General features: G+C 39.3%; 24 protein-coding genes and 1 pseudogene. 16 read left to right on the top strand and 9 right to left on the bottom strand.

Features of this window, described 5'->3' with window-relative positions:
- Positions 1-168: 168 nt before the first annotated feature.
- The 6 genes from nadA to VGE44_RS09330 are packed head-to-tail and all read left to right on the top strand — an operon-like array spanning position 169 to position 6095.
- Positions 169-1161, top strand: coding sequence for a quinolinate synthase NadA (gene nadA / locus VGE44_RS09305; protein WP_331078268.1), 993 nt, complete (start codon positions 169-171; stop codon positions 1159-1161).
- Between the two features lie 2 nt (positions 1162-1163).
- Positions 1164-2399 (top strand): dicarboxylate/amino acid:cation symporter, encoded by a 1236-nt coding sequence (locus VGE44_RS09310; protein ID WP_331078270.1) that lies wholly within the window; start codon positions 1164-1166, stop codon positions 2397-2399.
- Positions 2400-2405: 6 nt separating this feature from the next.
- The gene (locus tag VGE44_RS09315; RefSeq protein WP_331078272.1) at positions 2406-3125 is read left to right on the top strand and encodes a L,D-transpeptidase family protein; all 720 of its coding nucleotides are present in this window, start codon (positions 2406-2408) and stop codon (positions 3123-3125) included.
- Between the two features lie 55 nt (positions 3126-3180).
- Positions 3181-4230, top strand: a complete 1050-nt coding sequence (thiL, locus tag VGE44_RS09320; RefSeq protein WP_331078274.1) for a thiamine-phosphate kinase — start codon at positions 3181-3183, stop codon at positions 4228-4230.
- 50 nt (positions 4231-4280) lie between these two features.
- On the top strand, positions 4281-5738 hold the full coding sequence (locus VGE44_RS09325) for an alpha-L-fucosidase (RefSeq protein ID WP_331078276.1): 1458 nt from the start codon (positions 4281-4283) through the stop codon (positions 5736-5738).
- A 15-nt stretch (positions 5739-5753) separates the two neighbouring features.
- Complete coding sequence (locus VGE44_RS09330) at positions 5754-6095, top strand: DUF6370 family protein (RefSeq protein ID WP_331078278.1); 342 nt, start codon at positions 5754-5756, stop codon at positions 6093-6095.
- Here the strand turns inward: VGE44_RS09330 and rmuC are convergent.
- Positions 6092-7429 (bottom strand): DNA recombination protein RmuC, encoded by a 1338-nt coding sequence (gene rmuC / locus VGE44_RS09335; protein WP_331078280.1) that lies wholly within the window; start codon positions 7427-7429, stop codon positions 6092-6094. The two genes, VGE44_RS09330 and rmuC, sit on opposite strands and share 4 nt — an antisense overlap.
- Before the next feature lie 37 nt (positions 7430-7466).
- Positions 7467-8603: an FAD-binding oxidoreductase gene (locus tag VGE44_RS09340; RefSeq protein WP_331078282.1), complete on the bottom strand. Its 1137-nt coding sequence runs from the start codon at positions 8601-8603 to the stop codon at positions 7467-7469.
- Positions 8604-8679: 76 nt separating this feature from the next.
- Between VGE44_RS09340 and VGE44_RS09345 the strand changes: the two genes are divergently transcribed.
- Complete coding sequence (locus VGE44_RS09345) at positions 8680-9366, top strand: zinc metallopeptidase (protein WP_331078284.1); 687 nt, start codon at positions 8680-8682, stop codon at positions 9364-9366.
- 72 nt (positions 9367-9438) lie between these two features.
- Here the strand turns inward: VGE44_RS09345 and apaG are convergent, their stop codons facing one another.
- Both apaG and dusB read right to left on the bottom strand, forming a co-directional pair.
- Entirely contained in the window at positions 9439-9825 is a 387-nt protein-coding gene (apaG, locus tag VGE44_RS09350; protein WP_324484948.1) for a Co2+/Mg2+ efflux protein ApaG, read from the bottom strand.
- Between the two features lie 45 nt (positions 9826-9870).
- Entirely contained in the window at positions 9871-10863 is a 993-nt protein-coding gene (gene dusB / locus VGE44_RS09355) for a tRNA dihydrouridine synthase DusB (RefSeq protein WP_331078288.1), read from the bottom strand.
- A 63-nt stretch (positions 10864-10926) separates the two neighbouring features.
- On the opposite strand from dusB, the gene VGE44_RS09360 reads away from it, so the two are divergent.
- The 4 genes from VGE44_RS09360 (at position 10927) to VGE44_RS09375 (ending at position 14022) form a co-directional block, all read left to right on the top strand.
- Positions 10927-11868, top strand: coding sequence for a CPBP family intramembrane glutamic endopeptidase (locus VGE44_RS09360; protein ID WP_331078291.1), 942 nt, complete (start codon positions 10927-10929; stop codon positions 11866-11868).
- On the top strand, positions 11849-12052 hold the full coding sequence (locus tag VGE44_RS09365) for a putative signal transducing protein (RefSeq protein WP_331078293.1): 204 nt from the start codon (positions 11849-11851) through the stop codon (positions 12050-12052). Before VGE44_RS09360 ends, VGE44_RS09365 begins: the two co-directional genes overlap by 20 nt.
- Positions 12053-12859: a phosphatidate cytidylyltransferase gene (locus tag VGE44_RS09370; RefSeq protein WP_331078295.1), complete on the top strand. Its 807-nt coding sequence runs from the start codon at positions 12053-12055 to the stop codon at positions 12857-12859.
- 86 nt (positions 12860-12945) lie between these two features.
- Positions 12946-14022 (top strand): energy transducer TonB, encoded by a 1077-nt coding sequence (locus tag VGE44_RS09375; protein ID WP_331078297.1) that lies wholly within the window; start codon positions 12946-12948, stop codon positions 14020-14022.
- Here the strand turns inward: VGE44_RS09375 and mfd are convergent.
- A complete protein-coding gene (gene mfd / locus VGE44_RS09380) occupies positions 14006-17371 on the bottom strand; it encodes a transcription-repair coupling factor (RefSeq protein WP_331078299.1) in 3366 nt (1121 codons plus the stop codon). The two genes, VGE44_RS09375 and mfd, sit on opposite strands and share 17 nt — an antisense overlap.
- A 178-nt stretch (positions 17372-17549) precedes the next feature.
- Between mfd and VGE44_RS09385 the strand changes: the two genes are divergently transcribed.
- The 4 genes from VGE44_RS09385 to VGE44_RS09400 all read left to right on the top strand — a co-directional run bounded on the left by VGE44_RS09385 (position 17550) and on the right by VGE44_RS09400 (position 20191).
- Complete coding sequence (locus VGE44_RS09385; protein ID WP_331078315.1) at positions 17550-17861, top strand: DUF2752 domain-containing protein; 312 nt, start codon at positions 17550-17552, stop codon at positions 17859-17861.
- Positions 17839-18219: a TM2 domain-containing protein gene (locus tag VGE44_RS09390; protein ID WP_331078301.1), complete on the top strand. Its 381-nt coding sequence runs from the start codon at positions 17839-17841 to the stop codon at positions 18217-18219. Before VGE44_RS09385 ends, VGE44_RS09390 begins: the two co-directional genes overlap by 23 nt.
- Before the next feature lie 128 nt (positions 18220-18347).
- The gene (locus VGE44_RS09395) at positions 18348-19445 is read left to right on the top strand and encodes a Nif3-like dinuclear metal center hexameric protein (RefSeq protein ID WP_331078303.1); all 1098 of its coding nucleotides are present in this window, start codon (positions 18348-18350) and stop codon (positions 19443-19445) included.
- Positions 19445-20191 carry a zinc ribbon domain-containing protein gene (locus VGE44_RS09400; RefSeq protein WP_324484969.1) on the top strand — a complete coding sequence of 249 codons (747 nt, stop codon included), beginning with the start codon at positions 19445-19447 and terminating at the stop codon, positions 20189-20191. Before VGE44_RS09395 ends, VGE44_RS09400 begins: the two co-directional genes overlap by 1 nt.
- A gap of 106 nt (positions 20192-20297) precedes the next feature.
- Here the strand turns inward: VGE44_RS09400 and VGE44_RS09405 are convergent, their stop codons facing one another.
- Together VGE44_RS09405 and VGE44_RS09410 are read right to left on the bottom strand one after the other, a co-directional pair.
- Positions 20298-21374: a ketoacyl-ACP synthase III gene (locus tag VGE44_RS09405; RefSeq protein WP_331078307.1), complete on the bottom strand. Its 1077-nt coding sequence runs from the start codon at positions 21372-21374 to the stop codon at positions 20298-20300.
- Positions 21375-21449: 75 nt separating this feature from the next.
- Positions 21450-22520: a PA0069 family radical SAM protein gene (locus tag VGE44_RS09410; RefSeq protein ID WP_331078309.1), complete on the bottom strand. Its 1071-nt coding sequence runs from the start codon at positions 22518-22520 to the stop codon at positions 21450-21452.
- 193 nt (positions 22521-22713) lie between these two features.
- Here VGE44_RS09410 and VGE44_RS09415 point away from each other — a divergent pair, with 193 nt between their 5' ends.
- A complete protein-coding gene (locus tag VGE44_RS09415) occupies positions 22714-23076 on the top strand; it encodes a carboxypeptidase-like regulatory domain-containing protein (protein ID WP_331078311.1) in 363 nt (120 codons plus the stop codon).
- Between the two features lie 41 nt (positions 23077-23117).
- Here VGE44_RS09415 and VGE44_RS09420 read toward each other — a convergent pair whose 3' ends face one another.
- Both VGE44_RS09420 and VGE44_RS09425 read right to left on the bottom strand, forming a co-directional pair.
- On the bottom strand, positions 23118-23753 hold the full coding sequence (locus VGE44_RS09420) for a lactate utilization protein (protein ID WP_331078313.1): 636 nt from the start codon (positions 23751-23753) through the stop codon (positions 23118-23120).
- Between the two features lie 80 nt (positions 23754-23833).
- A pseudogene (locus tag VGE44_RS09425) lies at positions 23834-24817 on the bottom strand (peptidase M41); the annotation flags it as partial.

Raw genomic sequence — 24817 nt, forward strand, 5'->3', positions numbered from 1 at the left:
TTAGTAATCAGTTATTTATAATAAAAATAATGTTTAGAATTTGTGGATAATTAATTAAAAACAATTAATACGAAAGAATATTAAGTTTATTATTCACAATACCAACACACTAATAAACAATAAGATTCTTATCTATAATATAAATTATAATTATTGAATAGTTGATAAATGAATACCTTAGAAGAATTAAATATTAAAGGTTTTATTGATGAGCCAATAGATCCAACTCTCGATCTTTTTGCTGAGATAAGCAGACTGAAAAAGGAAAAAAATGCAGTCATTTTAGCACATTATTATCAGGAGCCAGATATACAGGATATTGCAGATTTTATTGGTGATAGTCTCGGTTTATCACAACAGGCAGCTAAAACTGATGCAGATGTAATTGTATTTGCCGGCGTTCATTTTATGGCTGAAACCGCAAAAATATTATCTCCTTCAAAAAGAGTGTTATTGCCTGATTTAAAAGCAGGATGTTCATTATCAGATAGTTGTCCGCCAAAATTATTTGCAAAGTTTAAAGAAAAGTATCCAGATCATTTAGTAATAACCTATGTAAATTGTACGGCTGAGTTAAAAGCGATGAGCGATATAGTTTGTACCTCCTCAAATGCTGTACAAATTGTGGAGAGCTTACCTAAGGATCAGAAGATTATTTTTGGACCTGACAAAAATTTAGGGGCCTGGGTAGCCAAGAAAACTGGCAGGGATTTGGTTTTATGGAATGGGGCATGTATGGTTCATGAAATATTTTCACAGCAGCGTATATTAAAATTAAAAAACAGACATCCGGAAGCTAAATTTATTGCACATCCTGAATGTGAAGAGGCTATTTTAAAAATGGCTGATTTTATAGGATCAACCACTGGTTTGTTAAAATACACGATAAACAATCCGTCTAAGGAATTTATTGTGGCTACTGAAAGTGGTATTATCCATCAGATGGAAAAGGCTAATCCGGATAAAATATTTATTCCTGCTCCACCGGATAATTCATGTGCATGCAATGATTGTCCTCATATGAAGAGAAATACGCTGGAAAAGCTTTATTTATGTATTAAGAATGATCTACCTGAGGTTACTGTCCCTGCAGATATCATAAAAAGAGCTCAATTACCAATTGAACGTATGCTTGAAATATCTGCCAAACTAGGTTTATAAAAATGAATGAAGGGACATCCGGTTTTTTAAAGAACTATGCCAGTATTATTAGGCTACTTCTTGGTATAACGATTGGAACCTTTTTAGGTCTGTTTTTAGGCAAACAGGTCGAAGTTATTAAACCGATTGGGGATATATTTTTAAACCTCCTTTTTACAGCAGTAATACCTCTTATTTTTTTCGCCATAGCATCCTCAATAGCCAATATTGACCGATCAAAAAAGATGGGAAGGGTAATGATGGTTATGATATTGGTATTTTTAGGAACTGTGCTTATATCAGCAATACTAACAATATTTACGGTCTGGGTATTTCCACTTCCCCAGAATATTGAAACTGCAGCAAACGTAGTAGAAGAAGTACATACAGCAAGTTTTGGTGAACAGGCAACCAGTTTATTAACAGTGAATGAATTTTCGGAGTTATTATCCCGAAAGAGTATGCTGGCATTCATTATATTTTCCCTTTTTATTGGATTTGCAACCTCAAGATCGGGCGAAGTGGCCGAGCCTTTTAAAAAATTTCTGATAGCAGGCGATGAGGTTATGAAGCAGTTCCTGATCATGATAATGAAGCTTGCTCCGATTGGATTAGGGGCCTACTTTGCATATCAGGTAGGCGTCTTTGGTCCGCAGCTATTTGGAACATACGGTCATTCTATGGCCATATATTATGGTTTTTGCACCTTTTATTTCATCGTATTCTTTACCCTTTATGCTTTTATAGCCGGCGGAATTCCGGGAGTCAAAATTTTCTGGAAGAATAATATCGTTCCAACATTTACAGCAGTAAGTACCTGCAGCAGTGTAGCAACAATACCTGCTAATCTTGCAGCTGCCCGGGCGATGAAAATACCTGAGCATATTTATAACCTGGTTATTCCTCTTGGAGCGCCGCTTCATAAAGATGGCTCAAGTGTTTCTTCTATAATAAAAATTGCAGCTGTCTTTGCGATAATGGGCAAGGATTTTATGGATCCAGGCACCATCTTAATGGCTCTGGGCATAACTATCATTGTAAGTATGGTAGAGGGTGGAATTCCAAATGGTGGTTACATAGGAGAAATTCTTGTAATGACTGTTTATGGTTTTCCTGTAGAAATGTTACCGGTAGTGATGATTATAGGTACTCTTGTTGATCCCATGGCTACTGTTTTAAATGCAACAGGTGATACCGTTTCGGCCATGCTGGTAACCAGATTTACAGAAGGCAAAAACTGGCTTAAAACCGCTATCTAAATTGCCATGAATTTTATTATTTCATTATACCTTTTCATTTTAACTTCTTTCAACGAACAGCCGATCGATCTGAATACCAGATTTAATACCGGACAACTAATTGTGGTAACTACAGATTCCTGGAATAAAATAGAAGGTAAGATGTCCGTTTATGAATATAAGGCAAATCGATGGATGCCCGTTTTTTCTGAAATTCCAATTGTTACAGGCAGGAGTGGTATGGCCTGGGGAAAAGGTTTGCACAAATCAGAACTGAACAAGGGAAAATTAAAAAAAGAGGGTGATGGAAATTCACCTGCAGGGATATTTCAGCTGAGTGGCTTGTTTGGCTATGAAGATATTCGATCTGAAATGAATTCTTTGAAGGTCGATGATCGAACTTTTTGTGTAGATGATTCAAAATCAGTATATTATAATCAGATAGTTAAGTCAGATACTGTCAAAAAGGACTGGGATTCTGCAGAAACAATGCGTATGAAAAGCGATGTTTATAAGTTTGGAATCTTTGTGGATTATAATGTGAAGCCAGCTATCCCTAATATGGGTTCCTGCATCTTTATGCATATATGGAGCGGAAGTAATAAGCCAACGGCCGGTTGTACAGCAATGAAGGAGTCAGATATTTTAAAACTGATTGATTTTCTTGACAAAAGGAAGAACCCGATCCTGGTTCAGGTGCCACAATCTGAGTACATCAAGTTAAAAGGCATGTATAAATTACCATAGCCTTAAACTACGCTTCCTTAAAAAATTAGCACCTTTGTATTTCTAAAAGTAATATATGTTTGAAAATAAAGGACGCACAGAGATTGAGCAATTGGGTGAATTTGGCCTTATTGATCATCTGACAAAGAATTTTGAAATTAAAAACAAGAGTACAGTAAAGGCTATCGGAGATGACGCTGCAGTACTTAGTTTTGAAGGGAAGAAAACCCTCATATCCACAGATCTTTTACTTGAAGGAATTCACTTCGATTTATCTTATACTCCATTAAAGCATTTAGGATACAAGGCAATTCAGGTCAACCTAAGTGACATTTATGCGATGAATGGGACTGCTACCCAGGTAACGGTTTCTATCGGCTTATCGAGCAAGTTTCCGCTTGAAGCGGTCGAGGAATTGTATCAGGGAATCAGTATTGCCTGTGAAAAGTTTGGAGTTGATCTTGCGGGAGGCGATACCACTTCATCAAAACAGGGTCTTATAATTAGTGTAACAAGTATTGGTTATGCCGATGAAAAGGATATTTGCTACAGAAACGGTGCAAATGAAGGTGATCTTTTATGTGTATCTGGCGATCTGGGTGGCGCATACATAGGCTTACAATTATTGGAACGTGAAAAAAGTATTTTTCTTGAAAATCCCAATATACAACCCGACCTTGAAGGAAAGGATTATATTGTTGAACGGCAGCTGAAGCCGGAAGCCCGAAAAGATATAGTTGAAGCTTTGAAACTGATGAAGATCAAACCAACAGCTATGATCGATATTTCTGATGGTCTTGCTTCTGAGATTTTGCACATCTGCAAGCAATCTGATAAGGGTTGTAATTTGTATGAAGAAAAGATCCCGATTGATCCGATGACTTATGATACAGCCCGTGATTTTGGGATTGATCCAACTGTTTGTGCATTGAACGGAGGGGAAGATTACGAACTGCTGTTTACCATCAAACAGTCGGATTTCGAAAAGATCAGGAATAATCCGGACATCTCAATTATAGGACACATGACGGAAGCTTCGGCAGGCTGCAATCTGATCTCAAAATCTGAGAAGGTGCATCCCATCAAGGCACAGGGATGGAATTCTTTAAAAGGAAACCAGGAATGATTTCCGGGGCGGAAAGCTGAGAATTTTTATATTTTTTGGATATTGCAAAAATGAATCTAAGAATAAGTAAACTTATTTTATTTCTTCTCATTTTTTCCACGGGGCTAAGTGCCCAGAATAAAAATGTTGATGTACCAGCACCTGTTTTCCCTTTGCCTACCGAAGAGCAGATGCAGTGGCATGAGATGGAGACCAATGCCTTTGTACATTTTACAACCAATACCTTTACAGGTTTGGAATGGGGTTATGGCGATGAAAAGGAATCGATATTTAATCCAACAGCTCTTGATACCCGGCAATGGGCCAAAACGCTGAAAGAAACCGGTTTTAAAACCCTGATTCTTACTACAAAGCATCATGATGGATTTTGTCTCTGGCCTAGTAAATACACAGAACATTCGATAAAAAACAGTCCGTATAAGAATGGTAAAGGCGATCTTGTTAAGGAAACTGCTGAGGCAGCAAAAAAATATGGGCTAAAATTTGGGGTTTATCTCTCTCCATGGGATAGAAATCATCCTGAATATGGAAAGCCGGCCTATCTTGATTATTACCGCAATCAACTTAAAGAATTATTCAGCAATTATGGCCCGGTTTTCGAAATGTGGTTTGATGGTGCAAATGGTGGTGATGGATATTATGGCGGTTCTCGGGAAATCCGAAAAATAAATGCAGTGAGCTATTACGACTGGCCAAAAACACTTGATATAGTCCGTAAAATTCAGCCGAATGTGATCTTTTTCAGTGATGCCGGACCAGGTGTGAGATGGGTAGGTAATGAACGCGGCATCGCGGGTGAAACTAACTGGAATACCATATCAACAGATACCCTTCATGCAGGTAAACCGGGGATATCGGATATCTTAAATTCAGGCTCAGCAGAAGGGGATAAATGGGTACCGGCAGAGGTGGATGTATCAATCCGTCCCGGATGGTTTTATCATGCCAATGAAGATTCCAAAGTAAAAACTGCAGAGCAATTGTTTGAGATCTATCTGAGTTCGGTTGGACGTGGTTCGACACTTTTACTCAATATTCCGCCAGATCAGCGTGGACTTTTCCATGAAAAGGATATTGAATCTCTGAAAGGATATAAAAAACTGCTGGATACTGAGTTTGCATTCAATATTGCTAAAAGAGCGAGGGTAAAGACCAGTTCCATTCGTTCAAATTCTGCTATATATGCCGGTAAAATGATCACTGATGGTAAAAAAGATACTTACTGGACTACTGATAATGATTTGAATACAGGCAGTTTTGAAATTGATCTGGGTAAAACAGCAACAGTTAAGTATATTGTATTGCAGGAATATATTCGGCTTGGGCAAAGGGTTAAAGCCTTTACTGTTGATATTTGGAAAGATGGTGCCTGGCAAAAAGTTGCGGGAGCAACGACAATAGGATATAAAAGAATATTGAGGATAGATCCTGTCATGACTTCCAGAATCAGGATAAATATCAATGACTCCAAAGCCTGCCCATTGATCTCAAATGCTGAAATTTATTAATTGAATCACGAAGAAATGAAAAGGAGCATCTATTTTCTAATGATTTGTTGTGGTGTCAGTTTGGTGAATGCACAGCCCAAAACTAAGATTACCAATTCAAATAAAATGCAGATAGCAGAGGCTTCCTGCGGACAGTGTCAGTTTAAGATGGCAGGAAAGGGATGTGATCTTGCCGTTCGGATTAATGGGAAATCCTATTTTGTGGATGGTACCAAGATTGATGACCATGGGGATGCTCACGCCAAGGACGGTTTTTGTGAAAAGATCAGAAAAGCTGAAATAAAGGGAAGTATTATTAACAATCGATTTGTGACAACTTATTTTAAACTCTTACCAGAAACTGTTAAAAATAATTAATCATCATTTTCACTTATAAATTTCTGATCAAGCTGCTTGCCGGTTCTTGCGCCCAGTTTTTTAATCTTCTCTGCCGTCGTGCTCAGGTTCCCCCTACCGCTGGATAATTTATTGATAGCTTTGTCATAAGCGTCCTGACTTTGTTTGATGTTTTTGCCGATACCTTCCATATCAGTCATAAAGCCAATAAACTTATCATACATTTCACCACTCAGGCGGGCAATTTCCATAACATTACGGTTCTGCCGTTCCTGTTTCCACATACTGGCAATGGTGCGCAAGGTAGCAAGTAAAGTAGATGGACTTACGATGACAACATGTTTCTCCCAGGCAAAATTAAATAGCTCAGCATCATGCTGCACCGCGATACTGAAACTCGACTCAATAGGAATAAAAAGCATTACAAAATCAGGGGAATTGATCTTATACAGGTCGCTGTAATTTTTGGATGAAAGTTCAATAATATGATTCCGAATGGAGCTGATATGCTGTTTGGTGAACAAATTACGGTCTTCATCACTTTCACAGTTTACGAGACGCTCATAAGCAGTAAGGGAAACTTTCGCATCAATGATCAGGTGTTTATCATCCGGCAGATCGATCACCACATCGGGCTGGAAGCGACTGCCATCAGAAGATTGATGAGAAGCCTGGATACGGTATTCCTGATCTTTCACAAGACCCGAACGTTCCAGAACCCTCTCCAGAATTAGTTCACCCCAGTTTCCCTGCTTTTTACTATCCCCCTTGAGGGCTCTGGTAAGATTTTTCGTTTCCTGATTCATCAGGTTGGATTGTTCGATGAGCTGATTGATATGCCCGCGAAGGATATTCCGCTCATCCGACTCGGCTTTGTAAACCTTGTCTACTTTATCTTCGAAAGTTTTAAGATTTTCACGGAGAGGTTTGATGATCAGATCTAGATTTGCGCGACTATGTTCAGTGAATTTTACGCTTTTTTCTTCCAGAATACGGGAAGCAATCAACTCAAAATCCTTGTTGAATTTTTCCTGATTGTTTTTGATCTCTGACTTTTGTTCCTCTATTTTTTCCTGCTGAGCCTGTAAATAAGCGCGTGAACTTTCCAGGGAACGAAGAGTATCAGAAAGTTTTTCACGCTCAGCATTTAACTCTTTTTTTAAATATTCCTGTTCCGTTCTCAGATTTTCAGCCCGCTCCTCAGCCTTTGCCAGACTGATTTTTAATTGTTCATTCTCGGATCTGAGACGGTCGAATTCCTCTTTAATAGCAATACCGGACTTTGGTTTTGCACGTAGGAGAATGAACAGAAGAACAATAATTATAGCCGCTACCGGCAAAATGTAGATTTCCATTTCTTTAATTTATCAAAGGTACGAAAGAGAATCAGGGTTAAATCTCAACAAGATCTGCGACCTGCTCAGCCAAAAGGCTCCCCATTGCGACGCCCATTCCATTACAGCGGACAGCGCAAAACAGACCCGGCGAAATTTCTTTTACTATAGGCTTCAAATCCTTACCAAAACCCATTACCCCACTCCAACGGTATTCAATTTTTGGTTTTTGTCCCGGGATTATGGTCTTATACAATAGTTTTTCTAGCTCTTCCTGAATAATTGGTGTGACTCCGGGATCGGTGGTTTCTTCTCCTTTAAAATCAAGGTCACGTCCCCCACCTAACAATATTCTATCATCTATATTTCTGAAATAGGTATAACCCTTGTTGTAATGAAAGGTACCTTTTATTTTCAGCTGCTTTATGGGTTCTGTAATCAGTACCTGTCCTCTTCCCGGAATTACATCGAGCTCAGGAACCAGATCTTTGATGAAGGCGTTGGTCGCGAGAATGACAGATTTCGCATTAAATATACCTTGATTGGTAATGATATTTTTATTGCCAGGATCCTTTTCAATCTTTTGGACCCGACAATTATTAATAACAGCTACTCCAAGTCCCTGAACCCTTGAAAGCAAGGAGATCATCATTTTGCCCGTATCGATTTGTCCTTCGTATTTGTTTTTTATGATATTGCAGATACCATGCATACCAAATTCTGCAATTTTATCAGAGGAAACTGCATAAATGTCATGTTTTCCAATGACCGGTTTCAGGAAGTTATTAAACCAGGATATTTTATCAATACAGTGATTTGCCAGATCAGCTTCGCTTTCTTTAAATACTTCATAACCTCCATTTTGTTCAAAACAAATAGCGGTATCCCCAAGATTGTTTCTGAGTTTCTCCAGGCCTCTCCAGCGCATATCAATCATTTCCAGAACCTCATTTTCAGACTTTGATTCCAGCTCATTTAGCAGCTCAGAAATGCTTCCAAAGCATGCAAAACCCGCATTTTTTGTGCTTGCACCTGAAGGCAGAAAACCCGATTCCAGGATTCCGATCTTTAGAGAAGGCTGCTTCAATTTTGGATACAGGGCTGCACTTAAACCAACAATTCCACTGCCAATGATGATCACATCAAAGCCGGATAAGAATGATTTCTGTTCCCAGTAAGAAAAAAGATTGGACATATAATCTAAAGGTAAATTATTTGTGATTATTTTTATTCGGAATGGTTATTGAATAAGTTTAAGGAAAATACAAACTATGGGATTAATTTTAATGATTGTCATTGCGGTAGTTAGTTTTGCTGTCCAATGGCGTTTTAAAAGCAAATTTAAACAGTACTCTGAAATGCCTCTTGGTTCAGCAATGAGCGGAAAAGACATAGCTGATAAAATGTTAAAGGATAACGGGATATATGATGTTCAAATTATTTCTGCTGAGGGTCAGTTATCAGATCACTATAATCCGGCAGACCGGACTGTAAACCTGAGTCCTGAAGTATATCATGGACGCAGTGTCGCAGCAGCAGCAGTTGCAGCACATGAGTGTGGCCATGCTGTGCAGCACGCAAAGGCATATAACTGGTTAAAATTCAGGTCTGCTGTTGTTCCGGCGGTTAATGTTGCATCAAAGATCACACAATGGGCATTGATGATTGGTGTGATGCTTCTTATTTTTTCCGGAGACATCACTGTGCTTGCAATTGGTGTTGTGGCACTTGCTGTTGTAACCTTATTTGCATTCATTACCCTTCCGGTTGAATTTGATGCAAGCAACAGGGCTTTAGCCTGGCTGCAAAGCAATCGTGGTATAATGCAAACCAGTATCGAGAATGATCAGGCAAAAGATGCTCTTTGGTGGGCTGCCATGACTTATGTGGTAGCTGCATTAGGCTCATTAGCAACATTGGTTTATTATGCCAGTATGTTGATGGGAAGAAGGGAATAGTAATTTATTTAAAATAGAGAAGCCCCTTTATGTAATCATAAAGGGGCTTTTTGTTTATCCTCGAACCGAGAATTAATTCATTTTATAGGGTGCAATCAGGTAAAATTCAGGAATATTGACACGGAATTTACGGCCGTCAACAATTCTTTTCATTTCATAAGATCCTTTCATGCTGCCCATATCGGTCTTTAAATTACAACCTGATACGTATTCATGATTGTCACCAGGTTCAATTATCGGCTGCAAGCCAACCACACCTTCACCTTCCACCTCTCTTTTGGTGCCGTTTGAATCAAAGATATGCCAGTGACGGTTCAGCAGCTGAACACTATTTTCTGTCATATTTTCGATATTTACCCGGTAAGCGAACATAAAATGTTCATTTGCAGGATTGGAATATTCGGGCTGGTAAATGGTTTCTACCGATATTTTTACCCCATCAGTAATCTTGGTTACCATAATTATTCGTTTTAATAGTAGGCAATATAAAAATAAACCTTATAATCAAGCCATTTCTGTTTGGAATCGTTCATTGATTTCCTCCAAAACCCCATGAATATGGTCAATATTTTCCAGTGAAACCAGTTTCATTCGATATTCCTTAAAATCAGGGATACCCTTAAAATAATTAGAATAATGCCTTCTCATTTCAAAAATACCCACTTTGGGTCCTTTCCAGGCGATTGATTTATCAAGATGGGTTTTACAAACCTCTACTCTTTCAGTAATCGTTGGTTCAGGTAAATGCTCTCCTGTCTTAAAAAAGTGTTTTATTTCCCTGAATATCCAGGGATAGCCAATAGCTGCCCTGCCGATCATAATACCATCAACTTCATATTCCATCCGCCAACTGGCTGCTTTTTCAATGGAATTGACATCTCCATTTCCAAAGATCGGTATTTTAATTCTTGGGTTTCTTTTGATCTCACGGATAAGTGTCCAGTCGGCCTCTCCTTTATACATTTGGGCTCGCGTACGACCATGGATTGTAAGTGCCTGAATACCAATATCCTGAAGGCGTTCAGCAACTTCATAAACATTTTTTGTATTGTCATCCCAGCCAAGACGAGTTTTAACAGTTACCGGAAGATTGGTAGCATTGACAACAGCTTTTGTCATCTCCACCATCCTGTCAATATCCTGCAATAAACTTGCTCCGGCACCACGGCATGCTACGTTTTTTACCGGGCAGCCATAATTTATATCGATCAGATCGGGGTTTGCCAATGTTGCAATCCGGGTTGCCTCGGCCATACTTTCTATCTCACTCCCGAAAATCTGAATCCCAATAGGGCGCTCATATTCGAATATATCAAGTTTTGCCCTGCTTTTGGCGGCATCACGTATCAGGCCCTCTGAAGAAATAAATTCAGTATACATCATATCCACCCCATTTTGCTTACAAACGAAACGAAATGGAGGATCACTAACATCTTCCATCGGTGCCAGCAAAAGCGGGAATTCGCCTAAATCTATATTTCCTATCTTAACAGACATTAGCTATCTTTCAACCTTGTATTTTTCAATTCTAAGATGCAAAATTACGAATAATATATAAGCATGTTCAAATCAGCGTCAGCAGAACGTAATCCTTTCAGTTCATTAATCCTTTTACTCCTGCTTATTTTTGCAGGGGCCGTGGTTTTTACCGGTATTGCTTTCGCAATAGGTACCTCAATTTACGGTGCAGAAACCATGTTGAAGTTATCTTCTGGGAATCCGGGCAACCTTGATCTGATCAAACTGGTTCAGATTATTTCATCTATAGGAATGTTCGTTATACCAGCCCTGATTTATGCCAAACTGCAAAACAAAGATTGGCTTGGATACCTTAAAATTATACCGATTCCGGCCTACCTGGCATTGTTAACCATTGTGATTATGTTTTCAGCAAGTCCTGCACTTGAATATACCATGCAACTGAATAAGGGTATGAAACTCCCGTATTTCCTTAAAGAGGTAGAAGCATGGATGTTACAGCAGGAATTGAAGATGGAACTGATGACAAAACAGCTCATAATAATGAACTCTATTCCTGCGCTGTTTGTGAACTTAGTAATGCTTGCAATTATCCCTGCTTTTGGGGAGGAACTGATTTTCAGAGGCGGGTTTCAGCAGATTTTTGCCCGTTGGTTTGGAAATCATCATGTTGCTATCTGGCTGACTGCAATTATTTTTAGTTCAATACATTTCCAGTTCTATGGATTTTTCCCAAGAATGTTTCTGGGGGCATTGTTCGGTTACCTTCTGGTTTGGAGCGGAAGTCTATGGCTTCCAATCCTTGGACATTTTTTGAACAATGCTCTGGCGGTTTTTACTGCATACTGGTATCAACAGCAGGGACTTTCAATTGATAAAATGTTTGAAGCAGAACCCTCAAGTCCGGTTCAGATCAGCATCAGTTTTATTTTATTTATTGTATCAATCCGATATTTTTATAGGTATACACAAAAATTACGCGAAATTAAAAAGGAGAGTCTGGATGGAAGCGGGATGGGTTAAAATTTATACATCAGCTGATTTTTTTAAATCAGAACTTGTAAGGCAGGTCTTGATTGATCACGAGATTGAGGCAATAATAATTAATAAACAGGGCTTTCCCTACCGTATTGGGGAGGTTGAGGTTTATATTCACGAAGATGATTTTCAGAAAGCGCTTGAAATCATAGTTAAAAATGAGTTGTAAATGAAAACAAGAGCAATAACAGCATTTTTCTTTGTGGCAGTGATGCTTGCTTCACTTCTTCTGGGTGCTTATGCTTTTACCATCTTTTTCCTGCTGCTTAGCTTATTCAGTACCGAAGAGTTTTATAAACTGGTGCGTGCTGATGGTCTGAAACCACAGAGCTTATGGGGCTGGATCCTGGTAGTCAGTATTTATGTACCACTCAGTTTATATTTTCTGCATGATGCGCCGTCAGAGGTACTTCTCATTTGTGTTCCATTTTTTGTTTTAATAATAATCGCTGAGCTTTACCGGGATCTGAAGAATCCTTTTCACAACATTGCTTATACCATATTCGGAGTAATATTTGCAGCACTTCCTTTTTGCTTTTTCTATGCCCTGGGTTTTATGGATGGTGATTATTCCTGGCATTTACCCCTTGCTTTTCTGATCATGCTTTGGGCAAGTGATACCGGAGCTTATCTTTTTGGCATCACTTTGGGCAAAAACAGATTGTTTGAAAGACATTCTCCCAAAAAGAGCTGGGAAGGTTTTGCAGGAGGTCTGTTGTGTAGCTTGCTATCGGCTTTTGTTTTAAGTATCTATTTCACCGAGCTTTTGTTGTTCCACTGGCTTATTGTCTCTGTAATTATTGTAAGTTCCGGCACTCTGGGTGATCTTTCTGAATCAATGCTGAAAAGAAGCCTTTCGACAAAGGATTCCGGATCCTTTTTACCTGGACACGGTGGTCTGCTCGACCGTTTTGACGGATTATTACTTGCTGCTCCTCTTGTATTTGTATATTTGACTTTCGTAAAGATTTTCTGATCCCATTTAGAAAGCCTTGCTCTGATCGGGAGCTATGGTAAATTATTGGAACGATTTTTATTATTATAGAGTATAAATAGTATTAATTGGAAAGAGAGAATAAAACACAGCATGACTCCATGTCTGAGAATGAAGTAATAAAAGACCCCTCTTTGAGATACATGGCCATTGGGCTGGGTATAATAATATTGGTCATGGGTTATCTAACACTTTATGTGGATGACGCCAGTTCTTTTTTTTCAAACAAAAAGGAAGAGGTCGTGACTGTTATTGACGACAACAATTCGGATGTTCTGGTCGAGAACTCAAGTATGACTGATGAGCAGGTCCGCGGTTCGCTCATTAAGTTTATTGAAGCTTTTTATAATGACCAAAGGAAGGGTTATTTTGATCCTCCGAGCTATTTTTCGCCAATTACCCGAACCTATTATAATTACCATAATCTTACTTACAAGCGCCTGAAGGAAGTTCATGCAAAACGAATGTCTGATCTTCGGAACTACAATCTTACCTGGATTGTTTCCAGTCTTGATTACGAACGCAATAATAATGAACTGATTGCAAGCTACTGGGCGAAAGTAAGTTATGTGCAGCCTTCCCGAAATGCTGAAGTATCGGGCGATATAAAATTTGAATTGACAGTTAATGAGGAAGGAAAAATTATGTCGCTCAGGGAAGCAGAAATTAAGAATCTTGTTGTGACATCCCTTAATTCTTATCCCGACAGTTTTATCAATAATGAAATTGATTATAGCCAGGCATCAAGCGTTCCTGAGAAAGTTACAGAAACCTCAGCGGAGCCACTTGAGAATTCTAATCCTGAAGCTCGATATGAGGGAAAACTATATGATCTGGCCAGCGTTGAACTCGCTCCAGAATTTCAGGGTGGGCAAACGGCTTTGGGCCGGTATCTTGGATCCAGATTACGTTATCCCGCGGGGGCCCGTCAAAACAAAATTCAGGGTAAAGTTTATATTGGCTTTATTGTTGAAAAGAACGGTAGTCTGGCTGATTTTAAGGTGATAAGAGGTATAGGTGGTGGATGTGACGAGGAAGCAATTCGTGTACTCAAATCCTCTCCGGCATGGAGGCCCGGTATGGCAAACGGAAAACCTGTAAGAACATCCTATGTTCTGCCAATAACCTTTATGCTGGGGAATTAGCAACGTCTACTCCAGCTAGTTCCTGAAGCAATTCTATGGCCGTATTCAGGGTAGAAACATGTTCAATGGCTAATCTAAGCGTATTTTTAACCTCTTTCAGGTTACTTATGCGGGGGTGAGCCTGTAAAAATTCGAGGACTCGTCCGAATTGTGCAGTTTCAAAGTAAGGTGATTGTTTGTTAGCGATAAAATACCCTCTTAGCACCCCTTTTTTGAAAGTGATTTTTTCAAAGCCAATCATTTTTCCCAGATATTGCAGACGCCAGGTATTAATCAGTTCAATTACCTGCTGTGGAACGGGTCCGAAACGATCGGCAAGTTTTTGCCTGAAATCATCGAGGGCCATTTCGTTCTCTATGTTTGAAAGCTCTGTATATAAATTATATCGTTCAGCAATATTGGTCACATATTCATCCGGAATCATTACCTCCAGATCTGTATCCACTTGGGTAAATGAAATGAATGGCCTTGGTTTCTCATCGCTGAACAGATTTTTAAACTCATCGTCCTTCAATTCCTGAATGGCTTCATCCAGAATTTTATGATACATCTCAAAGCCAATCTCTGCAATGAATCCGCTTTGTTCGGCACCCAGCAGGTTTCCGCTTCCGCGGATATCCAGATCGCGCATGGCAACATTAAAACCACTTCCCAGATCAGAAAACTCTTCGATTGCACTTAGGCGTTTTCTCGCTTCATTGGTAAGGGTGGACAGCGGCGGACTTAATAAATAGCAAAATGCCTTTTTATTCGAGCGGCCTACACGCCCGCGCATCTGATGCAGATCACTTAATCCAAACATATGGGCATGATTGATCAGTATGGTATTTGCGTTCGCAATATCCAGTCCGGCCTCAATGATTGTGGTAGCAACAAGTACATCGTAATCACCACCTACGAATTTGAGCATCACATCTTCCAGTGCATCCCCTTCTAATTGCCCATGTGCGATACCAACTCTGGCTTTTGGAACCAGGGTGTTGATCAAACCTCCAAGTTGCATCAGGTCCTGCACCCGGTTGTGAATAAAGAATACCTGTCCACCCCTGTCAATTTCATACTCCACCGCTTCTTTGATCAGTTTTTCATTGAACACATGCAGCTCTGTTAATACAGGCTGACGATTTGGGGGGGCGGTGCTGATAATGCTCAGATCCCTGGCGCCCATTAACGAAAAATGGAGGGTTCTTGGAATCGGAGTGGCAGTTAGTGTCAGGGTATCCACATTCGCTCTGAATTGTTTTAGCTTCTCCTTTACACTAACCCCAAATTTTTGCTCTTCGTCAATGATCAGTAGTCCAAGGTCTTTAAATTTTACATCCTTACTCACGATACGGTGGGTACCAATGATAATATCAATCTTACCTTCAGCGAGTTTTTGAAGAGACTCTTTGATCTGTTTTGCCGATTTAAACCGGTTTATGTAATCAATTGTGCAGGGAAAATCTGCCAGACGGGATTGAAATGTTTTAAAATGCTGCAATGCCAAAATGGTTGTTGGCACCAAAATAGCTACCTGTTTGCTGTCTGTTACCGCCTTGAAAGCAGCCCGGATTGCTATTTCTGTTTTACCAAAGCCCACATCTCCGCAAACCAGCCTGTCCATAGGATGTGCTGATTCCATGTCTTTTTTTACATCAGCGGTGGCTTTAACCTGATCTGGGGTATCCTCATAAATAAATGAGGCCTCGAGTTCAGTTTGTAAATAGGTGTCTGGTGAAAATGCTGTTCCGGTTTGTGCCTTTCTGATCGCATAGAGCTTAATCAGGTCGCGGGCAATATCTTTAACTTTTTTTTTAGTTGTTTTTTTCAGCTTCTCCCAGGTATCTGTACCGAGCTTATTCATTTTTGGTATTGTACCTTCTTTGCCTGAGTACTTGGAAATGCGGTTCAGGGAGTTGATATTGACATAAAGCAGGTCATTATCAGCATAAACCAGGCGGATCATTTCTTGTGATCTGCCGTTAACATCCACTTTTTCAAGACCCGCATATTTCCCGATTCCATGGTCAATATGTGTAATGAAATCTCCGGGCTTTAACTCACGCAATTCCTTGAGGGTGATTGCCTGATTGCGGATATAGCCTTTCTTTAATTTATATTTATAATAACGGTCAAAGATCTGATGATCAGTATAGCAAACCAGTTTTTGGGCGTGATCAATAAAGCCTTCTCTAAGAGAAAGGTGAACCGGACTAAATTTCACACCGGCATTCAGATCCTCAAAAATACTATAAAGGCGCTCGATCTGTTTGGTCGAATCGGTGAATATGAGATTTTCGAGACCTGATTTTTCGTTTTCTTTAAAATTATGAATCAACAGGCTGAAATCCTTGTTAAAGGATGGCTGGGGTTTGATATCAAAATTAATCGTCTCATCAGGCTGATAGTAGAACTGTTTACCAAATTCCAGAATATCAAAATCACGAAGCTGATCAGCTAGCATTTTTTCATCTGTGAAATTAAATTTGGGATCTATCCAGTGCGGGTTTTGCTGTTTATCCTCAGATGAAAGTGCTTTCCAGTATTCAACAGCTTTCTTGTAGCCGCTTTTAACTACATCGAAGGTAAACTCTACATCTTTAAACCAAACAATGGTATCCTGATCGATGTATTCAAGAAGGGAAATATTATGATCTGTAAGGAATTTCGATTGGACATTGGGTACCACTGTGATGCTTTTAACCTGTTCAACAGATAACTGATCTTCAATTTCAAAGGTCCGGATACTTTCAATATAATCTGCAAAGAACTCGATCCGGTACGGAAGGTCATGTGAGAAAGAGAAAATATCTACGATTCCACCTCTGATAGAAAATTGTCCCGGTTCATAAACAAAATCTACCCTTTCAAAATCATATTCAATCAGAAATTCATTGATAAAATCAATGCTTAATTTATTTCCTACTGCAATTTCGAGGGTGTTTTTTTCAAGAGCAGAGCGGTCAATCACCTTTTCGGCCAAAGCTTCCGGATAGGTAACGATAATTTTTCCGTATTCGGCAGAATGGTTGAGTTCGTTTAAAACTTCAGCCCGCTGGAGCACATTACTGCTGTCGACGAGTGTAAATTCAAAGGATTTTCTGAATGAGGATGGAAAAAAAAGAATTTCCTTTTCGAGCAGATTTTCGAGATCACTGAGAAAATATGCTGCTTCTTCGCGTTCGGGAAGGACAAAGATCATATGTCTGTGCAGCAGAAAATACAAAGCTAGCGCAAGGACCGAATCGCTTGATCCGACCAGACCTCTTAAATGAACCCGCCCTTTTTTCCCTTTATTGAGGGATTCTGCCAGAATGGCAATCCGGGGGTCCGATTTATACTGATTTATAATATCCCGAATATTCACACGATGATTTTCATCGCAAATATACGTTTTGATGCAGCAAAAATCGATCAAGGCAGCAAAAACGGTGTAATTCGTATTTTAGAAAAAGAATTTAAACTATATTTATTTAACCCAAAGCAGAATTATCGGAGCATTTTTCAGCAGCTTAATGAATAGAAAGCATTTTTTTCGCTTAGTAATGAGTCTGCCATTGGAATTAATAGCCTGGATAAGTGCTATTTTATTTTTGGCTTTTACTGATTCAGGGTCTTCACATTCCGGTTTATGCCCATTAGACAATCTGGGTTTTAAATGGTGTCCGGGATGCGGATTGGGCCGCTCTATCCGATTTTTATTACATGGAGAATTTCGCTTATCGATTGAACATCACTGGTTTGGAATCCCAGCTTTTCTTATTCTGATTTACCGGATATTGCAATTATTAAAAATATTCCTATTAAATTTAAGATTACTAACCCTTAATAATTATGGAAAACGATCCGCTTATTAACCTTAAAGGCATGAGTCTTGAGGAATATTCTTATTTGAAGCAGGTAATTGCCGGTATGAACCCACGCCAGGCTCAAAGTTTCGTCATGTTTTATTCAGACAGGCGAAAGGATCCACAGGAAATACTTTTATTTACCCTGCTTGGTTTTCTGGGTGTTGCGGGTATTCAGCGTTTTATTACCGGGCAGATGGGAATGGGAATTCTTTATTTTCTGACACTTGGTTTGTGTTTTATAGGAACCATTGTTGATATCGTCAATCATAAGTCTATTACCCTTGAGTTTAACAGGAAAGCAGCTTATGAAAGTGCCCAGCTTGTAAAAATAATGAGTGATCAGGGTACTGAGACCCCTTCATAAATACTGAAATTTTTCTGATAATACTTTAGGTTTAATAAATTCAGGTCTGGCAGTTGGACAATGGATTATTTTGGTGATGCACAATTCTCCGTATTTCTACACCCAAAACTTATAGGGTATCTTTGTTTATGAAATTAAGAGAAATTACATCTTTTCTCGAAATGCTTGCTCCGCTCGCATATCAGGAAGATTATGATAATTCGGGCCTGATTGTGGGTCATCCTGATAAGGAAATATCTGGTGCCCTTATCTCATTAGATTGTACAGAATCGGTTGTTGATGAAGCGATTCAGCAAGGTTTGAACCTGATTATCTCACATCATCCGATTGTTTTCAAGGGCCTGAAAAAGTTTAATGGTAAAACCTATGTGGAACGGGTGGTTATGAAAGCTATAAAACATGATATTGCTTTGTATGCTATCCATACCAATCTGGATCATGTATCTGTAGGGGTTAACAAAAAGATTTGTGATAAACTTGGAATAAAGAATCCTGTTATTTTAAAATCCAGGGAGGATTCCATCAGGAAGCTGGTTACCTTTTGTCCGGAAGCCCATGCTGAGGAAGTAAGGGAGGCCATGTTCGGAGCCGGGGCGGGCAAGATCGGTAATTATTCGGAATGCAGTTATAACGTAAGTGGCACAGGCACTTTTAACGCTTCTGAAGGTGCCAGTCCATTTGTTGGTGTGCCTGGTAAGCAGCATCATGAATCCGAGATCAGAATAGAGACTATTTATCCTGTATATCTGGAACAGAAAATTCTCGCGGCCCTTATTGAAACACATCCATACGAGGAAGTGGCCTATGATCTTTATCCGGTTAGCAATAGCCATCCGCAGGTAGGGTCGGGTATGATTGGAAATCTGGAGAGTGACACAGATGAACTTGAATTTTTATATTTCGTGAAGAAAAGATTGGGTACCAAAGTCATCAGACATACTGCATTACGTACAAAAAAGATCCGCAGAGTGGCTGTTTGTGGTGGTTCGGGAAGTTTTCTATTGCCTCATGCCATGAAGGCGGGAGCTGATATTTTCATCACGGGGGACTTTAAATATCATGAGTTTTTTGATGCAGAAGGAAAACTTATTATTGCGGATGTTGGACATTTTGAGAGTGAGCAGTTTACGCAGGAATTATTGTTGGAATTAATTACAGAAAAATTTAGTAACTTTGCCCTCCGTTTAACATTACAGAACACAAACCCCATAAATTATTTGATTTAATGGAACAATCAGTAGAAGAGAAATTAAAAGCATTATTCGAACTTCAGACTTTGCACACGCAGATCGACAAGATCCGTCAGACAAGAGGTGAACTTCCAATGGAGGTTGCCGACCTCGAAGATGAGGTTGCAGGTTTAGAAACCCGTATACAGAAAATCAAAGCAGATCTTGATGAATTGGAAGATTCGATCGTAACCCGAAAGAATCTGATCAAAGAGGCCTTAGCAGCTACGAAAAAATACGAAACTCAGCTTAACGACGTTAAGAACAATCGTGAGTATGATGCAATCTCAAAAGAGATTGAAATTCAGGGATTAGAGATTCAGGTATCAGAAAAAAAGATCAAGGAATATTCTTTTGAGATTCAGAATAAAACCGAAGTTTATGAGAGTGCTTTAGCGAACATTACTGAGCGCAAAAAAGATCTTGAACTTAAAAAAGCTGAACTGGATACAATTACTGCTGAAACTGAAAAAGATGAAGCAAGTATTCTTGTAAAGGCGCAGGAAGCTGAAAAGCACATCGATGAGCGTTTATTGATTGCTTATAACCGTTTAAGGAGCAATGCTAAGAACGGTCTTGCAGTTGTAACCATACAACGCGATTCATGTTCAGGCTGTTTTAATCAGATTCCACCACAAAGACAATTGGATATCCGTCAGCGTAAGCGCATTATTGTGTGCGAGCATTGTGGACGTATACTTGTAGATGAAGGTTTTGCATTGGAAGAAAATCCGGTAGCTTAAATTCCTAAAAAATAAGAAAAGCGAGCAGTATTCACTGCTCGCTTTTTTTTTGCCTAAAATTTTGAACTTGTCTTATGTTAATATGCCCCGAACGAAAACGGGGAAATTAAAAATTATAGACCATAGCGTTGATATTCATTCCTGATCCTACAGATGCAAATACAACCCGGTCGCCTTTTTTGATCTGATGTCCTTCAAGTTTATTTTTTAGTATCATATCAAGCAGGGTTGGTACCGTAGCTACTGAACTGTTCCCAAATTTAGAAATGGTCATAGGCATCACATCCATCGGAGCTTCCCTGATTCCATAAAGTTTAAAGAGTCTTTTAAGAATCGCTTCATCCATTTTACCATTCGCCTGGTGGACAAGAACTTTTTTCACATCATCAATACCTGTTCCCGATTTTTCCATGGTTTGCTGAATTACCAGTGGTACATTTTTCAGGGCATATTCATAGATCTTCCTTCCATCCATTTTGATAAACTGATCATCTGATATGAGATCAGGATTACTGGATTTGCCTGAATAGAGGTAATAGGCCTCATCAGAAGTGTGGGTTTGAGTTTTATGCGCCAAAATACCCTCATTAACACCTTCTCTACCTTCAAGTATCGTTGCTCCGGCACCATCTGCATAAATCATGCTGTCGCGGTCGTGCGGGTCGGTAACTCTTGAAAGTGTTTCTGTACCAATCACCAGGACCCGTTTTGCATCTCCTGAACGGATGTAATAATCTGCCTGGATCATTCCCTGAAGCCATCCCGGGCAACCGAAAGGCAGGTCATAAGCTACGCAATCGGGATTTTTGATTCCCAGTCTATGCTTAATTCTGGATGCCAGGGTAGGCAAAACATCAACCCTTGTGCTGCCGGGAGCAATGTCTCCGAAATTATGTGCAACAATAATATAATCAAGGGTCTCAGGATCTGTTCCCGAACTTTCAATTGCGTTTGAAGCTGCAAAATATCCCAGATCGGATGCCATATGTTCTTTATCTGCATAGCGGCGCTCCTCAATTTCTGTGATGTCCTGGAACTTTTGGATTACCTCTGAATTTTCCCTTAAAATGGGTTCTCCGCTTTTTTCGTAAAAGCGGTGTTCTGAAAAGTCTTTGTTTGGTATGATGTTGGAAGGAACGAAACTACCGGTCCCAATGATAACAGACTTGATATTAGTGCTCATTAAAAGAAATTATACTGAATACTATATTGGTTTACTGTATTAAAGGTACGTATTCTTTTTAAAATAAAAATTTGCCTAAAATAAATTAAGTTGTTTTCCATTTGCCGGACTGAAATGGCTGAAATTATAGGGCCGCATACTTCTTCCGGCCATGTATTTATTTAAAGAGATTTTAAACAGGCGCTGAATACTTTCGGCCACCTTGCCATCTCCGTTCATCCTTTTACCCCAGCGACTATCATTTAATTTTCCATCATGGCATTGTGCGATCAGATTCAGTACTTTTTCAGCCCGGTCGGGGTAGGTTTTATAAATCCAGTCTTTAAAGATCTCAGCTATTGACCCATTGAGCCGAACAATAGTAAATGAAGCGCCTGAGGCACCTGCCAGGGCCGCAGATTTGATGATTTGTGGTATTTCATCACTATTCAATCCGGGAATGATGGGTGCACACATAAGCATAACAGGAATATCGGCAGCAGCAAGGCTTGAAATCATGGATAGGCGGCTTTGGGATGTTACAGTTCTTGGCTCAAGTTTTTGCCTGAGATCCTCGTTTAGTGAATTAAGACTAATAGCAATATGTACCAGATCATTAGCAGCCAGTTCTTTTAAAATATCCGGATCTCTCAGAAGGAGATTATTTTTGGTGATAATGCCTACCGGATGCTTATATTTTAAAAATACCTCCAAAAGGGAACGGGTTATTTTAAGCTTTCGTTCTATGGGTTGGTAACAGTCTGTATTACCCGAAAGCATAATCGTGGAGGGTACATATCCCTTCCTGTTCATAAAGGTTTCCAATAATTCGGCAGCATTGCGTTTGATAATTATCTTTCTTTCAAAGTCTAATCCGGCACTAAACCCGTAATATTCATGGGCATTCCTAGCATAACAATACAGACAGCCATGCTCACATCCCTGATATGGGTTAATAGATTGTAAAAATGGAAGGTCGGGACTTTTTGACTTGCTGACAATGTTTTTGGGATGCTCTTCAAATAAAGTAGTAGCACTGTTTTGTAGCATAAGTTCATCTATACCCTCCTCATGTTCAGCTACGTACTTAGTTTTTAAAAAGCGGTTATGGGTGTTTACCTGAGCTCCCCTTCCTTTAAAATATTTATTATTTTTAATATGTGCCACGATACAAAAGTACAATAAATACTAATAATTTTAGTATTTATTGTAACTGAAAGAATCCCTTCATCTGAATAAACTTCTTATAAGATCAAAAAAATGTGACAGAATTGTAACATAAAATAGATTGTGTATATTTATATATCTATAAAGCCTATGGGGAATTTAATGTTGCTTTTAATTAGTGGGATTAAAAAAAATGCAAAAGATTCATCATGATTCTGACACTTTGATAGAACAGGAACCACCAAAATACTCTGATTCTGTTCAGGTATCATTTAATAACCTCAATGTTGCAGCAAAAAGGTTTCAATCCGATCTAAACCTATATGTTACTTCAGATAGTGGTAAGCCTTTAAATAAGGCATTTATAAGTATTGATTTAGCCAGTATAACCGCTGTTTCTGATCAATCGGGCAGGGTATGCATTAAAGCATTACAGGCAGGAAAATATTATTTGGATATTATTTCCCCGGGATTTATTGCCAAAAGAATACTTATTTCCATAGTTGAACCCGGATCGCAGGAGATATATGCTCAATTGACGAGTAATATCGGGTAGAATTAATATTGGACTGACCCGGAAACAGGATTAAATGTTTCTTAGCCCTCCAGCAAAAAAACATACAGTTCTTTTGGCCCGTGTGCTCCCAATACGAGGGTCTTTTCGATGTCAGCAGTTCGGCTCGGACCCGTAATATTGGAGATCATACTGGGAAGATTTTCAGGATACTTCTCCTTCAAAAGTTTAAAACCATCTTTCAGGTCGAGTACCAGTTGAGAGGTATAGGCAATTACAATATGAACATGGGGGTAAATACTTAATCTTCTCCCGGCCGCATTTCCGTTCGAAACCATAATACTTCCATTCCTGGCAATAAGTGACTCACATTCTGTAATTCCTACATCAGCATTTAAAAAGTCAGTATCGGTGCTATAAAAGGGGAACTCATAAGTACTTAGTAGTTTTTGCAATTTGGGTTCCCAGCAGTAGATTTTTCGCCAGTTTTTTTCTTCTGCGAGGTGCAGCAGGTTTTCGAAAAGCTCGATTTCGTCTTCGCAGAACACAAAGTTTCCTGAAACTGCTGTCAATTGCTCGGCAAAAAGAGCATCCAAATGGTCTGTGTATTCTTCATAAAGAGCTGTCTCTTCTAAATTTGGATATGGGTTATCACGCTTTTCGAGAAGAGCCCTTCGGATCTTCTTGAGCATCTTTTCTTTAGAAGTTGTCTCTTTCATGAACAACGCTTTTTTAAACAAGAGGAATGAAATCTAAAATTTCATTCCTCTTGAAAAGGAATTTTATAGAATTGATAATTTTAATCCTGTGATGATCTGTTTTCAGAAAGATCTATATTGTGATCTACCATACCCTCATGTTCAAGACTTTCTTTAGGCTGCTCTACCGGAGCTTCTGCTTTAGTTCCATTTACAAACTCATCATAAGTAGTGCGGTTGTCAAATGGACGTTTACCCAAAATTTCTTCCAGATCCGACTGGAACAGGATTTCTTTTTCAAGTAATTTTTCAGCCAGTTTTTCTAAACCCTCACGTTTATCGGTCAATAATTGTTTGGTTCGCTGATAAGCCCGGTCAATCTGATTGCGAACTTCAATATCAATAATTTCAGAGGTCTTTTCTGAATAAGGTTTGTTGAACTGGTACTCACCCTGAGTATCGTTGAATGAAACATTACCAACTTTGTCGTTCATACCATAAATTGTCACCATGGCATAAGATAATTTGGTAATCCGTTCCAGGTCGTTTTGTGCGCCTGTGGATATTTTATTAAAAACTATATCCTCAGCGACGCGGCCACCTAAAGTCATACACATTCCGTCGAGCAGCTGCTCTGTGGTGTATAAAAATTGCTCTTTTGGCAGGTATTGTGCGTATCCAAGGGCTGCCACACCCCTTGGCACGATTGAAACTTTAACCAACGGATCTGCGTGCTCAAGGAACCAGCCTGCAATAGCGTGTCCTGCTTCATGATAAGCTACGATCCGTTTCTCTTCAGGGGAGATAATTTTATTCTTTTTCTCCAATCCACCTATCACACGATCCACTGCATCCTGAAAGTCCTGCATGTCTACAGCTTCTTTATTCCTTCGGGCAGCAATCAGTGCAGCTTCATTACAAACATTAGCGATCTCTGCTCCTGCAAATCCCGGAGTTTGTGCTGATAATTTCTTGGCGTCTACACCTTCAGCAAGTTTCAAGGGTTTCAGGTGAACTTTAAAGATCTGCTCGCGGCCAACCAGATCTGGTTTATCAATTGAAATCTGACGGTCAAAACGTCCGGG

Source organism: Daejeonella sp. (assembly GCF_036405355.1).
Taxonomy (GTDB): domain Bacteria; phylum Bacteroidota; class Bacteroidia; order Sphingobacteriales; family Sphingobacteriaceae; genus Daejeonella.